Source organism: Rhodocytophaga aerolata (assembly GCF_030503435.1).
Taxonomy (GTDB): domain Bacteria; phylum Bacteroidota; class Bacteroidia; order Cytophagales; family 172606-1; genus Rhodocytophaga; species Rhodocytophaga aerolata.
The window spans coordinates 366326-380607 of sequence record NZ_JAUKPO010000001.1 but is presented as its reverse complement, the minus strand read 5'-3'; the positions used below and the strand labels follow the sequence as shown (position 1 = coordinate 380607).

The 14282-nt window shown below is 39.6% G+C and carries 17 protein-coding genes; 6 read left to right on the top strand and 11 right to left on the bottom strand.

What is annotated here, in order from left to right; genetic code table 11:
- The first annotated feature begins 61 nt into the window (after positions 1–61).
- The 4 genes from rpsU to Q0590_RS01520 all read left to right on the top strand — a co-directional run bounded on the left by rpsU (position 62) and on the right by Q0590_RS01520 (position 2050).
- Positions 62–256 carry a 30S ribosomal protein S21 gene (gene rpsU / locus Q0590_RS01535; protein ID WP_302035710.1) on the top strand — a complete coding sequence of 65 codons (195 nt, stop codon included), beginning with the start codon at positions 62–64 and terminating at the stop codon, positions 254–256.
- A gap of 69 nt (positions 257–325) precedes the next feature.
- Complete coding sequence (locus Q0590_RS01530) at positions 326–1204, top strand: phage lytic cycle repressor MrpR family protein (protein ID WP_302035709.1); 879 nt, start codon at positions 326–328, stop codon at positions 1202–1204.
- A 35-nt stretch (positions 1205–1239) separates the two neighbouring features.
- Positions 1240–1539 carry a ribosome hibernation-promoting factor, HPF/YfiA family gene (gene hpf, locus Q0590_RS01525; RefSeq protein WP_302035708.1) on the top strand — a complete coding sequence of 100 codons (300 nt, stop codon included), beginning with the start codon at positions 1240–1242 and terminating at the stop codon, positions 1537–1539.
- A gap of 91 nt (positions 1540–1630) precedes the next feature.
- Positions 1631–2050 (top strand): EamA family transporter, encoded by a 420-nt coding sequence (locus Q0590_RS01520; protein WP_302035707.1) that lies wholly within the window; start codon positions 1631–1633, stop codon positions 2048–2050.
- Positions 2051–2161: 111 nt separating this feature from the next.
- On the opposite strand, the gene metK is transcribed toward Q0590_RS01520, so the two are convergent.
- The 4 genes from metK to Q0590_RS01500 form a co-directional block, all read right to left on the bottom strand.
- A complete protein-coding gene (metK, locus tag Q0590_RS01515) occupies positions 2162–3469 on the bottom strand; it encodes a methionine adenosyltransferase (protein ID WP_302035706.1) in 1308 nt (435 codons plus the stop codon).
- 119 nt (positions 3470–3588) lie between these two features.
- Complete coding sequence (locus Q0590_RS01510; RefSeq protein ID WP_302035705.1) at positions 3589–4758, bottom strand: lycopene cyclase family protein; 1170 nt, start codon at positions 4756–4758, stop codon at positions 3589–3591.
- A 114-nt stretch (positions 4759–4872) separates the two neighbouring features.
- A complete protein-coding gene (gene lipA, locus Q0590_RS01505; RefSeq protein ID WP_302035704.1) occupies positions 4873–5745 on the bottom strand; it encodes a lipoyl synthase in 873 nt (290 codons plus the stop codon).
- A gap of 77 nt (positions 5746–5822) precedes the next feature.
- Entirely contained in the window at positions 5823–6500 is a 678-nt protein-coding gene (locus Q0590_RS01500) for a hypothetical protein (protein WP_302035703.1), read from the bottom strand.
- A 281-nt stretch (positions 6501–6781) separates the two neighbouring features.
- Here Q0590_RS01500 and Q0590_RS01495 point away from each other — a divergent pair, with 281 nt between their 5' ends.
- Positions 6782–7189: an OsmC family protein gene (locus tag Q0590_RS01495; protein ID WP_302035702.1), complete on the top strand. Its 408-nt coding sequence runs from the start codon at positions 6782–6784 to the stop codon at positions 7187–7189.
- Between the two features lie 46 nt (positions 7190–7235).
- On the opposite strand, the gene ytxJ is transcribed toward Q0590_RS01495, so the two are convergent.
- The 5 genes from ytxJ to Q0590_RS01470 all read right to left on the bottom strand — a co-directional run bounded on the left by ytxJ (position 7236) and on the right by Q0590_RS01470 (position 11439).
- Positions 7236–7592 carry a bacillithiol system redox-active protein YtxJ gene (gene ytxJ / locus Q0590_RS01490; RefSeq protein ID WP_302035701.1) on the bottom strand — a complete coding sequence of 119 codons (357 nt, stop codon included), beginning with the start codon at positions 7590–7592 and terminating at the stop codon, positions 7236–7238.
- Between the two features lie 6 nt (positions 7593–7598).
- Positions 7599–8459 carry a hypothetical protein gene (locus Q0590_RS01485; RefSeq protein WP_302035700.1) on the bottom strand — a complete coding sequence of 287 codons (861 nt, stop codon included), beginning with the start codon at positions 8457–8459 and terminating at the stop codon, positions 7599–7601.
- Between the two features lie 65 nt (positions 8460–8524).
- Positions 8525–8824: a hypothetical protein gene (locus Q0590_RS01480; RefSeq protein ID WP_302035699.1), complete on the bottom strand. Its 300-nt coding sequence runs from the start codon at positions 8822–8824 to the stop codon at positions 8525–8527.
- A 178-nt stretch (positions 8825–9002) separates the two neighbouring features.
- Positions 9003–10982: an alpha-ketoacid dehydrogenase subunit alpha/beta gene (locus tag Q0590_RS01475; RefSeq protein ID WP_302035698.1), complete on the bottom strand. Its 1980-nt coding sequence runs from the start codon at positions 10980–10982 to the stop codon at positions 9003–9005.
- Between the two features lie 304 nt (positions 10983–11286).
- Positions 11287–11439 carry a hypothetical protein gene (locus tag Q0590_RS01470; RefSeq protein WP_302035697.1) on the bottom strand — a complete coding sequence of 51 codons (153 nt, stop codon included), beginning with the start codon at positions 11437–11439 and terminating at the stop codon, positions 11287–11289.
- Between the two features lie 332 nt (positions 11440–11771).
- Here Q0590_RS01470 and Q0590_RS01465 point away from each other — a divergent pair, with 332 nt between their 5' ends.
- Positions 11772–12065 carry a hypothetical protein gene (locus Q0590_RS01465; RefSeq protein ID WP_302035696.1) on the top strand — a complete coding sequence of 98 codons (294 nt, stop codon included), beginning with the start codon at positions 11772–11774 and terminating at the stop codon, positions 12063–12065.
- A gap of 123 nt (positions 12066–12188) precedes the next feature.
- Here the strand turns inward: Q0590_RS01465 and Q0590_RS01460 are convergent, their stop codons facing one another.
- The gene (locus tag Q0590_RS01460; protein WP_302035695.1) at positions 12189–13457 is read right to left on the bottom strand and encodes a glycosyltransferase family 4 protein; all 1269 of its coding nucleotides are present in this window, start codon (positions 13455–13457) and stop codon (positions 12189–12191) included.
- Positions 13458–13507: 50 nt separating this feature from the next.
- Positions 13508–14155 carry a class I SAM-dependent methyltransferase gene (locus Q0590_RS01455; protein WP_302035694.1) on the bottom strand — a complete coding sequence of 216 codons (648 nt, stop codon included), beginning with the start codon at positions 14153–14155 and terminating at the stop codon, positions 13508–13510.
- Positions 14156–14282 lie beyond the last annotated feature (127 nt).

Genomic DNA, 14282 nt, shown 5'->3' with positions numbered 1-14282 from the left:
AATCCGATAGAGCTTGTTATATTTGCAATCCTTTTGACAAACAAGAAATTTATCTAGCAAAATGATCATAATCAACGTAAAAGAAAACGAATCAATCGACAAGGCATTAAAAAGATTTAAGAAGAAATTTGAGCGTACCGGTGTTTTGAAAGAACTAAGAGCACGTACCTATTTCGAAAAACCTTCCGTAGCCAGAAGAACAGAGAAGATTAAAGCAGCTTACAAACAAAGCTTGCAGATGGAAGAAAATTCTTAAGTTTTCATTTACTTTTAAAGTATATATTTATTATGTTAGTATTAAGAAGTTACCCCTTCTAATACTAACATGATTTCGTCTTTCCTGCAATATATACAATACGAAAAACGGTGTAGTCCCCATACACTCATCTCTTATGAGACTGATTTGCAGCAGTTTCATACTTTTCTTACTACTTCTTACGAGTTGCCTTCACCTGAAACTGCCAGCTTTCCCATGATCCGCTCGTGGATTGTAAGCCTGGTAGAAGAAAAGAAGAATGCAAGTTCTGTCAACAGAAAAATAGCCACGCTACGTACCTATTACAAGTTTCTTTTAAAGAAAAATGTAATTACCAGCGATCCGATGATGAAAGTAAAATCGCTGAAACTGAGCAAACCTCTGCCTCAGTTTGTGGATGAAAACAGCCTGAATCAATTACTGGATACCTTTGACTTTCCTGACACTTTCGCCGGCCACCGCGACCGCTTGCTTATGGAATTACTCTATGGCACAGGTATCCGCTTGTCTGAAATGATTGAATTACAGGAAAAAGATATAAATACGCACGAAGGGGTAATTAAAGTAACAGGCAAACGGAATAAGCAACGTATTATTCCGGTCAGCAAACGGTTACTTTCATTGCTTACTACTTACTGTATTGAAAAAAAACAACTATTTCCTGATGGTAATTCTCATGTAATCGTAACGGATAGCGGCGATAAAATATATCCTATGATGGTGTACCGGATTGTAAAAAAACACCTTGATTTGGCTACAACTATTGAAAAACGCAGTCCGCATGTGTTGAGGCATACCTTTGCTACCCATCTGTTAAATAAAGGAGCTGATTTAAATGCAATAAAAGATCTGCTGGGGCATAGTAGTCTGGCAGCCACGCAGGTGTACACGCATAATTCTTTGGAAAAGCTAAAAAATATTTTTGAGCAAGCTCATCCTAAAGCTTAATTGATGTTTAAGTTCCACTTTAAATTTTTACAGTTATGAAACTTCAAATGCATTCCATTCACTTCGACGCCGACAGAAAATTGATCGATTTTATTCAAAGAAAAGCTGATAAGTTAGATACTTTTCATGGGCGGATCATTGATGGTGAAGTGACTATGAGATTAACTAAGGATGAAACACAAGAAAATAAATTAGTAGAACTTAAAATACGTATACCCGGCCAACAATTGTTTAGCCGTGAGCAAGCAAAATCATTTGAAGCCGCCACTGATATGGTAGTGGATGCTATGAAAAGACAACTGACCAAGCATAAAGCAAAGATAGTAGCCCATTAATAGAAGCCGCTATTTAATCCATATAAATCCTCTGGAAGACTATTTACTGTTTTCCAGAGGATTTTCAGTTTAAACAGTTAACATACCATTTATGAATACCTGGTGGATATATTCAATATTATCAGCTTTCTTTGCTGCACTAACAGCTATATTAGCTAAAATAGGTATGAAAGGCATAGACTCAGATCTTGCTACAGCCTTCCGTACCATTGTTGTTTTGTTACTAGCCTGGTCAATAGTTGTGTTTAAGGGAAATGGAAATACTATATGGCAGCTTTCACAGAATAATTTGCTGTTTTTGACTTTATCAGGAATAGCAACTGGCTTATCCTGGATTTTTTATTTTAAAGCATTGCAAATAGGTAAGGTATCACAAGTGGCTCCTGTTGATAAATTGAGTGTGGCTATAGCTATACTATTATCAGTAGTTATTCTGAAAGAAACCCTAACAGTAAAAGCGGCTATTGGGGCTATTTTAATAATAGCTGGCACAATAATTCTTATTTTATAAAATCTTTTAGGTATATCTTGCTAATTCAAAAATATAAGTATTTAGCTAGGCTATAAACTAAAAAAGGTGCTTATAAAGCACCTTTTTTAGTTTAACTACAAGTTGAGTATTTTATAAACCAAAAGCAGCTTTTACTTTATTTACATGGTCTAGTTTTTCCCATGTAAAAAATTCTACTTCTTTGTACTCCTCTTTTCTAATTTCTTCTTTGCCGTTGCCATTCTGTTTTATTTGCACCAGCTCCAGTTTTACTTTTTCTTTGAAAGCATCACGGCCCATATGTCCATAAGCAGCCGTTTTAGAGAAAATAGGATTTTTTAAGCCCAGTCTTTCTACGATAGCCTTCGGGCGCATATCAAAGATGTCAAGTACTTTGGCTGCAATTTGTCCATCTGTTAAGTTAACTTTGGCTGTACCATATGTATTCACCGTTAAAGAAACAGGTTTAGCCACACCAATAGCATAGGAAACTTGTACCAGCATTTCGTCGGCTACACCAGCAGCCACCATGTTTTTGGCAATATGACGGGCTGCATATGCTGCACTTCTATCTACTTTAGAAGAGTCTTTCCCTGAGAATGCTCCACCGCCATGTGCTCCTTTTCCACCATAGGTGTCTACAATAATTTTTCTGCCCGTTAAGCCTGAATCACCATGTGGACCCCCAATGACGAATTTACCAGTCGGGTTGATATGATAAATAGTTTTGTCGTCTAAAAGATTAGCAGGAATTACTTTTTTAATCACATGTTCGATAATATCTTGCTTAATCTTCTCCAGCATCTCTTTATCTGCTGTTGCTTGAGCTGCAGGAGAGTTATCTTTTGGCTTCACAAAATCATCGTGCTGCGTAGAAATTACAATGGTGTGTACGCGTAAAGGTTTATGATTATCGTCGTACTCGATGGTAACCTGTGACTTAGCATCAGGCCGAAGATAGTTAATCAGGTTGCTTTCTTTTTTACGAATATCAGCCAGCCGTTTTACCAGGCGGTGAGAGTAGGCAAGTGCCATTGGCATGTATTCTTCTGTCTCTCTGGTGGCATAGCCAAACATCATTCCCTGGTCGCCGGCGCCTTGTTCTTTATTATCTGCTTCATCTACCCCACGGGCAATATCAGCGGACTGGCTATGTAATGTGTTAATAATGCCACAAGAATTGGCTTCGAACTGATATTCTGCTTTGTTGTAGCCTATCTGAGTAACTGCATTTCTTACTACACTATGAATATCTACATAGGCATTAGTAGTTATTTCACCAGCTACTACCACTAAGCCAGTGGTAACCAGTGTTTCGCAAGCTACTCTGGAATTAGGGTCCTGCGATAGCATAGCATCCAGGATGGCATCTGAAATCTGGTCAGCTACTTTGTCCGGATGACCTTCGGATACTGACTCTGAAGTGAATAGATATGACATTAGTTAATTGATTGTTAAACCTTAACAGTATAAAGTGGGCAAAAATACTATAAATTTATATGTAAAAATATATAAGTCTGACTAAAAAACTTGTGCAAGCCTTGTTTAATGTATGTTTCTTAATTAAAAAGAGGTTTTTTATTGAGCAGAATATCTCCCAAGGCAAGTATAAAAGGCTTATAAGGCGTAGTAGCCATAATTTTGAGTTCCTCCCCAAAGTGGGTTTCTTCGTCCAGAAATTTCAAAATTGTGCTTGTATCGTTTTTTTGAAAGAGTTTGGTAAATATATCTTTTCCGGAATACCGGTTCTTCGCCATAATATTTAACAGCATACTATCGTAAAGTTTAAACCGGCTATTGGCAGAAGATTCCATGTAAGGTTTTCCGGTAGCAAGCAAACAGGTAAGCAATGATTTAATGTGCTGTTGGATGCGGAGAAAAGTATAACCTGTAGATGCTTTGGTACGGCCGCCTGCTGTGCCAATATTTATCAGATGCTTGCCAGCTTGTATGGAAAAGGGATGGTCATTCATAGGAATGATGCCGAACTCCTGGTGCCGCACCGTATAATTTTCAAGTTTTACAAAGTTTTTTATATACTCCTTTAATTCCTGGTCGTACGCCGGTTTGTCTAATATGTTTCCCGAAAATACAGTAAACTCTATCAAAGCCCGGTGTGCATCTAAAGGTAATACATAAAAAAAACGGGTTTCTCCATGTTGTTTTATCCTGAAGTCCATTAATGTGGCTACACTGGTATCAAAAAAAGCTTCCGGTGTTTCTACTTCCCACCCTTTAAAATGCTGTAATAGATAATGACAGCCGGGTTTTTTGGCTTGTTGCTCTACCTGGTATAAACTATTAAATAGATAATCAGCTTGATAGGTTACGCCTTCAACTTCAACCTGGGCTCCATCGGTTGTATCTGAGAAAGAGGTGATGTTGCCTAATAAAAATTCAAAGTTTGGGTGCTGGGCAATCGCTTGTTGTACAAATTGGTAAAAATCTATGCTCCGGATCATCTTGTATTGATAAGGCATTAGATTCAGCGTAGCCGAATAATCTGTACCATAAAAATTTACCTGGGGCCATTTGCAACAGACAATGGTTTCAAAATCGTTAATTCCTTTTTCCCAGAAACACCAGGTACGGTCGTTTCCCACTTTTAATTGCTTATCTATCAGTAAAACAGATTTATCTTGTAAACTACTTTGCGATAAATAGTAGGCAAGACTTAAGCCTGCACAACCGGCTCCTGCAATAATGTAGTCATACCGTTTCTGTTTCATGAAGCAATCAGGAAAAGCTGTAAGTTAAACGTTTGCTCAAGTAAAGCAATAAAAAACAAAAGTCTTGCATGAAAACAAGACTTTATACAATAACTGGTAGATGGAGGGGATGTTTTATACATGCACATGTTTTTCTGCATGATACGAAGATCGAACCAACGGTCCGGATTCTACATATTTTAATCCTCTCTTTAATCCTTCCTCCTTATAATGGGCAAACAAATCAGGATGAATGAATTCTGCTACTTCCAGGTGCATTTTAGTTGGTTGCAGATATTGCCCTAGTGTTAAAATATCTAGTCCATGAGCGGCCAGGTCGTCCATAGCTTGGTATACTTCATCAGTAGTTTCTCCTATGCCCAGCATGATCCCAGATTTTGTACGTTTGCCAAAATCTTTAATCCGCTTTATTTGCTCCAGGCTTCTTTCATATTTGGCTTGCGGCCGAACGCGGCGGTACAAACGTTCTACAGTCTCCATATTATGAGAAACTACCTCCTGACCAGCACTGATCATGCGGTATAAAGCTTCCCAGTTTCCCTTTACATCTGGTATCAAGGTTTCAATAGTGGTAGCAGGCGAAGCATTTTTTACTTCAACTACTGTTTGATACCAAATTTCAGCACCGCGGTCTTTTAATTCGTCCCGGTTGACAGAGGTAATAACAGCATGTTTTACACCCATCAGTTTAATGGCTTCTGCTACACGGCGGGGTTCATCGGTGTCGTATTCATTGGGCCGCCCGGTGGCTACAGCACAGAACGTACAGCTCCTGGTGCAAACATTGCCTAATATCATAAAGGTAGCGGTACCTGCTCCCCAGCATTCACCCATATTGGGGCAATTGCCACTTTCGCAGATGGTATGCAGCTTATTTTCGTCTACAATTTTTCTGACATTTGCATAAGTCTTGCCGACCGGAAGTTTTACCCGTAGCCAATCTGGTTTACGGGTTGTATTTTTGGATATTACAGGAAGTTCTATCATGGTTAGTTACTAAACATGTAAAGATAGGAACTGATTCCCAATTTGCAGAATTAGGCACCAGCAAATGAACGGCAGCTCTAGCGTTTGCTACCGAAAAATAAATTCAGGTATCCGGAAGTATAAAAACTGCGGTTAGATGCTTGCGGCATCAGTACGATATCGGAAGTGTATTTTTCGAGCATAAAGCCCACTTCAAACCCGGTTACACTGTTTCTGAAGCCACTTAACTCAAAACTCAAGCCTGCTTTAAAATTAATTCCGGGCACTATTTTTATTTCATCAAAACCTTCAAACATGCCGCCTGTGCCAATAATACGGGATAAGTCGTGTCTATCAGGGTCGTATCTTTCAGAGCGGACATCAGTAGTTGAGTAGCTATACAGTATATAGTAGGGCTTTACCAGTCCGAGTGTAGGGCCTACGGCAGCAACGGCATTAATCTGGACACCTTCATCTGGCGCTTTCCGGAAAAGCACTAGTTCCCGGCCATATTGCGGCCTTACTGCAAAAAGGTAATTTTGCTTACCGGCTATGAAGGTGTTCGTGTTATTGTAGGTAACCCGTAGTTCTTTGGGATGTTTTACATTTACCACTTCAATACCAAACGTCTGGTACATGCTAGAACTAACTGCCTGACTGTATTTGAAGATAGCTCCTCCAATTATACCGCCATTGGTATTAAAGTTCAACCCATATACGATTTCGGACCGGTATTCTTCATCTTCATCCTCCTGTGCCAATACAGGATAAGACAATAAGCTTATTATGAAAATAATAAAAAAAGAGTAGCGCAACACGGTTATTTACTGATTAGGATGTTATTTCTAAAGGTAAGCGTTTCTACATTAACGCAAAAATTTCTGCAATTGTTCTAGACAAAATCCTTTAGCAACAGGCATTTAACCTGTTCTAAGTTTTATCAAGGGCAATATAGTTATAATTTTAGCTTGTAAAATACGTATATTATGAACGTATTTTACTACACATAAATTTGATATTTGCTGAATTCTGATCTTCTAGACCAATTTACTTAATTATGCCAACAATCCAGACAATTTATCAGGGTAATCTCCGGACAAAAGCTACGCATGTTGCCTCAGGTAATACCCTTATTACAGATGCCCCGGTAGATAATAACGGAAAGGGCGAAGCCTTTTCTCCAACAGACCTGGTGTGTGCAGCCTTAGGCAGCTGTATGATGACTATTATGGGAATAGTCGCTGAACGGGAAAAAATTGAACTCCGGGATACAAAATTTGAAATTATTAAGACGATGGCTTCTAATCCCAGAAAAATTGCTAAAATAGAAATTGTATTTGATATGAAAGCCAATATATCATTATCTATAGAGCAGCAAGAAAAATTAAAAAGAGCTGCTTTAACCTGTCCGGTGGCGTTGAGTCTGCATCCGGACGTAGAGCAAGTGGTAAGTTTTACTTTTTAGGCGCCAATAAACAAAAAGAGCAGAATCTACATTCTGCTCTTTTTGTTTAGGCTACTTTAGTAATAGTCTCCATCTGCGATTTAATATCCGGGTAAGTAATATCAAAATGTGAGGAGTTGTATACACATTTACCCTTGTGGATAATCAACGCCTGAGGCGACTGATGATATACACCAAAGGTTTCGGCAATGTTGTTAGAAATAGGCCTGTAGCTAAGCAGGTCCAGATAATAAGGTTTCAACTCTTTCATGTCATCGTCCTTCCACGAACGCTCCAGCCGGCTTAGGGCAGTTGCACTGATAGAGCAACGGGTACTATGCTTAAATATTAAGACAGGTTGTTGTTCCGATTCCTTTTTTATTTCGTCTACTTGTGACGAGTCATTCAATTTAATCCAGTTCATAGGTTTTTATCTAGGTTTGCTCCAAATTTCGTTCTCTCTTGAATCATACGTTGGTTTTTCTTCTCGGTTTTTCTTCCGCAAATAATTTGGCTGAAGATTGTTTTTATTTCTGCCAATCCGCTTCATCATCCGCTGACGGTATTTCTCCTTTTGCTGATAAGAATTTTTAACTTTTCCACCTCTCCATACAGCACTTGGATGTGCACCTTTTGGCATTTTCTTCACTAACAGATCTCCTCTGTACTTGCTAATCTGCTGACTTTTCTTGCGGGCATCTTTCCGCTTTTTATAATCACTTTTTACCAGTACACCTTTATAGTGGCCAAACCTGCCATCGCGTCTGCGGGCATCTTTCCGTTTTTTGTAATCACTTTTAACTAAGCCATTACCTTTATAGGCTTGCGATTGGCGGGCAATCTGTTCACCCATCGGATTGCGGCCTGGTTTCAGCGGCTTCAGGTTGCGGTAGGCTTCTGCTTTGCTGGGATTTCCAATATTACCGCCACTAGGTTTAGAAACGGGTACCAAGCCATTACCCATAAAAGACGACATTTTCTGGCGGTCTTTTACTGAACCTCCCGGAGGATTGTTATTATAGTTTCTGCTGGTAAAATTGGCTGTTTCTTTAGATTTCTTCCGTTTAAATTTATCAGACCTCACTTTCACCATACCTAGGTTTTCCCGGTCTTTTTTACTTTGGGAGAATCCGTCGGCTGCCGGGATACTGATAAAAAAAAGGCTTATTAATACTATACAAAGTGTTTGAACAGTACCTGCATATACACTACCTGCTACCTTTCTTTTACAAAGAAAAGCAAAACAGGATGTAAACAGTGCCCTTAAGCAGGTAACAATAACTTGTTGCATCAATGTGCAGGGTGTTTAATTAGGATTAAATCTTGAACTGGAGGGGTCTGCTCAGTAAATCAAGGTTAATTTCGTTGTGGTTTGTAATCTTTTCTAGGGTCTTTATACATTTTCTTTCCCTTTTTAGGCTGCTGCTTGGTAACAATGCCATTCTTATCCCGCTTTACCCGTATTACCGGAAACTCTACCGTGCGTTCGCCATCCTCCGTATCCAGATTTTCACCAGAGTCTTTTTTGCTATCTGAAGCAACCTGGGTGTTATCGGCAGGTCCCCAAAAGGTAGGGCAATTTTTCTTCTGGCAGGAAGAAAAAGCTATCAGTCCGATTATGAGTAATATACTATAGCCTGTTAAAGTTGTCCTCATATCTGTTGTTTTGGTATGGATGTTTATTTAGTTGCCAGCTTGTTACTATTTTAACACGAATATCTGCAAAAAGGTTGATTTTCTTAACTTTACGCAATAAGATACTTTTCTTAGAAGTAAGAAAATACATTTCTGCTAGCATTTGCTGAATCCATTTCACACCTTTTGCAAGGTAGATTTAAAAGGCAAGCAGTTTTTTTATCTTTTCTTCTATTCTATACTTAGGTAAGAAATTTTGCTCTAATGTTGGAGCAAAAGGTACAGCTGTATCCAGGCTGCCTTCCCGCATAACCGGGGCATCCAGGGACGTAAAGCAGTGTTCTGCCACCCAGGCCGCTATCTCTCCTCCAATACCTCCGGTAAGGCAGTCTTCATGCACCACCAAAACCTTACCAGTTTTTTTAACACTTGCCGCCACAGTTTCCTTATCCCAGGGTAACAACGTGCGCAGGTCTATAAGGTCAGCGTGTATTTCGGGGTGCTTTGCTAGGATTTCAAGGCACCAGTGTACACCCATTCCATAGGTGATAATAGTCAGATCTTCGCCTATAGCAGTTAGGACGGCTTTGCCAATGGGTACGGTGTAGTAACTATCCGGAATAGCAGCAGCAACAGAACGGTAAAGAGACTTATGTTCAAAATACATAACCGGATTAGGATCTTCTATCGCTGCATTTAGTAAACCTTTGGCATCATAAGGATTAGATGGGTAAACAATTTTTAATCCGGGAGTATGGAAAAACCAGGCTTCGTTAGACTGAGAGTGAAAGGGCCCGGCAGCTGTACCTGCGCCAGTAGGCATCCGGATAACGACATCTGCATGCTGCCCCCAGCGGTAATAACTTTTAGCCAGGTTATTAACTATCTGGTTAAAACCGCAGGAAACAAAATCAGCAAACTGCATTTCAACCATAGCTTTATATCCATTGATAGATAAGCCCAGAGCAGCTCCAATAATAGCCGATTCGCAAAGCGGTGTATTCCGGACACGTTCTTTGCCGAATTGTTTCACAAAGCCATCTGTAATTTTGAATACACCTCCATACTCTGCTATATCTTGGCCCATTAATACCAGGTTCGGATAGGCGAGCATGCTTTCCCGCAAAGCATCCGAAATAGCATCAATGTATCTTTTCTCTGTTTTGGTTGCATTAGCAGGTGCATGCGCAGTTTGTACAAATGGCTTATACATATCCTGTAACTCCTGCTTTGTATCTGCTTCCGGCATTTTATCCAGAAAGGCTTTTTCCAGACCCACATTGATTTCTTCTTTGATTAATGCACGAATTTCTGCTATAACTGCTTCAGTTAGAATCCCTTCTTGCAAGAGAAACTTTTCGTAATTGGAGACAGGGTCTAACGCCGACCATTTATCCAGCAGAACTTGAGGTACGTATTTGGTTCCGGAAGCTTCCTCATGGCCCCGCATCCGGAAAGTTAGGGCTTCTACCAGTACGGGGTGAGGGTTTTCCCGCATCTGGGCACTTAGCTGAACAATGGTATCATATACTTCTAACACGTTATTCCCATCTATCTGAACAGCTTTCATTCCATAGCCTGCCCCCCGGCTTACCAGATATTCGCATTTATATTGTTCGTTGTTTGGGGTAGATAAGCCGTATCCGTTGTTCTCGATAAGGAAAATAACAGGTAGGTTCCACACAGCAGCCACATTTAACGCTTCATGAAAATCTCCTTCACTGGTGCCACCATCGCCACTATAAGCTAGGGTTACTTTATTGCGGTTAGCCAGCATATCTGCCAGAGCTATTCCATCAGCAACCGGTAGCTGCGCATTCAGATGCGAAATCATGCCTATGATATGATGCTCCTGGGTGCCGAAATGAAAAGATCTATCTCGGCCTTTGGTAAATCCGGTGGGTTTGCCTTGAAATTGAGCGAAAAGCTGATGTAAAGGACAATTTCTAACTGTGAAAACACCTAGATTCCGGTGAAGCGGCAAAATGTATTCATCTTCTTGCAAAGCCATGGTAGAACCCACGGCTATGGCTTCTTGTCCAATACCGGAAAACCACTTGCTGATCCGGTTTTGCCGCAACAGAATTAGCATTTTTTCTTCAATCAGGCGGGGCTTTAGAATAGCTTTGTAAAGAGCCAGTAAGGTATCGTCGGTATAGTGTTTTCTACGAAATTTCACAAAAATATTGGTTTGAACTATCAAAGTTACTAGGGTTTTTGATATCTCAAACCAATGCTATTCTTAAACTTCGTTTAACCAGAGCTACCTGATTAAGGTAGGTTTATGCTTTTGACCTAGGTATCTAGCTACTGAAAAAACAGTCACCAAGCTACAAACGCATACCGGTCAAATGTGTATAGGCGGAATATTTTCATACTATAGCCACTCAGCTTTACAAACTGGCTTAGTATAGTAAAGCGTCCCACTATCAACTAAAAGGTATTTCTTGAGAAAGTACCTTCTCCGGCATTAGCCCGTATGGTTAAGGGGCACTACGGGGAGTACTTTTATTTTCAGGAAACTTCTGGGTAGATTCATTAATTACCCGTTTCCGCTTCTTGCTGTTGCCAGCTATATACACTACTAGTACAATTGCTACTAGTGCTAAAATGATCCAAAAAACTGACGTATACATAACAAAGACTTTAGGTTCAACATTACTCTAACTTACGCAAACCCCTGGCAAAGGTTAAGTACGCGGTAAGTAATACAGATTCTTGGTTTTACGTGTGCAATTTTAGGGTTTGTAAGGAGGTGAGTTATGTGTCGGGAATTGTGTGTTTACCTGAAAGCTGTAGAAACCAGTAAGCTATAATTCAACTAAACTGAAAATATTCCGTAAAACCTTAGATATGATTCTATCAGCTAGATTCCTTGTTATTTTGTAGCAAATGCTAAACAATAAAGTAACAAATACGTTCTGGTAGGCATATACCACATTTTAAAACCTAATTAAAAATCAGAATTATGGAAGCACAATCAGTAAAAGACGAAGCACAAAGATTGAAAAATAAAGCTGACAACTTCAATCCAGAGTATAAAGAAGGTCCGGTAGCTACTGCTATTGAGCAGTATACGGCTAAAATACCTTCAGACATATTTCTATGGGCTGCTTTAGGCTCAATGGCTATTTCAGCTACACTTAAAGTGATGAAGAAAGACGAAGAGGCGTTATTTGTAGGCCAGTGGCCAGCTCCTTTCTTGCTTTTGGGTCTTTATAACAAGCTTATCAAGATGGAAGGCTTTGGCAAGGATAAGTAAATAATACTATGCAAAACCTGTTTGACAAACAGGTGTAATTATACAAAAAGAAAACCCGGTCTACAGCCGGGTTTTCTTTTTGTATAGAACATTTAATAGAAAGCTTTTAAGCAGTGCTGAATTTTATAATTTGTTTACTTTTTCTGTAGTTGCCGTAGGTGTGTATTGAAGGTGATATTTATGATTGGTTACAAAATTAAAAGCAGCTACATATCCTTTTATAACCGTGTGAATGTTTACTTCATTGCGGATAATCTCTTCCGACCGTTTACCCATTTGCGCAAGTTGTTGAGGATTAGCCAATAATTCCTGCAATACCTGATACAAACTATCTGCATCTCCTTCTTTAAAATACTTGCCGTTGTAACCTTCTCGTACTAGTTTTTTCTCAGTGCCATCGCATTCTGAACATACTATTGGTTTCTCAAAAGTCATGGCTTCATTAATAGATAAGCCACCCAGACCCGCCAGTACATATACAGCGGCAGCTGTAAAATACCGTCCTAAGGTTTCTGTATCATAAATGGCACCAGTAAAGTGGACGGATTGTGATAACCCTAGTGCTTGAACCTGATTTTTCAGGGTGGCCTCTTCCGGACCATTTCCTACAATTACCAGTTCAGCGTCGGGGTACTCATCTGTTAACCGGCTGAATACTTCAATAAGCATATCCACCCGTTTCCATTTGATAAGCCGGCCCACATGCAACAATCGATGCGGATTTGGAGGAAGAATAGGAGGGAGGTCTTTTATCTTTTCTTTCGCTGCATAGATGATATCTGTATCTGGCGAGTTATAGGTGATAAAGATTTTACGTTTGTCAACGCCGTAACTTCCGATAATATCATAGGCTTCCTCAATATAATTGACATGGGCATCCATCAGGTTGTAATAAATTTTACGCACATAGGTAACCAGGTCATATTTCAGCCGGAAAAGCAGGCTATTCCGGTTCAGGTTAGTTTTTAGGTCTTCGGTAACGATGCCACCTTCCGCATAAAATTGGCGGGCTTCTTGGTATTTAGGAATCTTAAATGGAATTTCTTTTAAAATAAGTTTAATGCCTTTAGATTTAATCAGGGCTAGTAGAGGTATGTTGTACACGAACCCTACTACATAAGGCCATATAGTGACTATCACATCTGGATTTTCTTGCCGGATAAGCTGACTGAAATTTTTAAAGAATGTTTTACCATACACTGTCTGGTACTCTTCCAGAAAATGAACTTTAAAATCAATGCCTTCTAAAGTCTGGTGTACCCCTGCGCCTACATTTTTACTTTGATTAGACGGAGCCACTACAACAACTTCCAGCCCGGGAACTTGGTTGAGCCTGTTCAATACCAGATTATAATAATGAGGTAAGCCGCCAAACATGAATAGTACTTTCATTGCTGTTCTATTTTCATAAAATCCTGGAAATACGTAGCCATTTTACCAAATTATATATGTAAACAATTTGTGGATTTATAAAAAACGGTAGTACAGTTTAAATGTGCGGTAATAGGAGACAATCCCCAAAAATCTAAACGTTTAAACCCTACGTTGAGCAGATGCTTAACACCTTCCTGGTACTGTGGAAGATCTGTGTTATCCCATACAATCACTCCGTCTTCAGTCAGATGTTGCACGGCTTCTCTGGCACTTTTGCTGCGTTTCCTTCCATCTATAATAATTATATGATATTTTTTCCCGCTTTTGCCCACCTCCCGTACATAGTTGTCGTCTTCTTGCAAAGCCTGAAAAACAACTTGTGCATTAGCCGGAAGTTTGGACTCCATAAGCTTAACCCAGTTTTTATCATGCTCTACGGCTTTTATGCTTTTTACTCTGGAAGAATACCACAGGGTGGAGTTGCCACAGCCAAACTCAAATACCTCCATATGTTCCTGTAAGCGAGGCTCCACAAAATGGATGTAAGGATAAGTACACCAGGGAATTGGCTGTCCGTCTCTGTCAACCGATTGTTTGGTATGGTAACTTCTAAACCAGCCGTTTTCTAGTAAAGCACTTTCCAATATTAATTGTACAGCTCCGCCCATACCAATGGCATTTAAGCTGTTCCAGACGATTTTTTTTACTTTTTTCATGCCATGTTGCAACAACAAGCCGGAACTATAGATAGATAATGGGTCAAAATTCTAATTAAATATCGGTAATTAAAAATTTATCTTTTTAAGCATAAAAGTGTGGTACAAACAGGGAAGTAGCTCTATA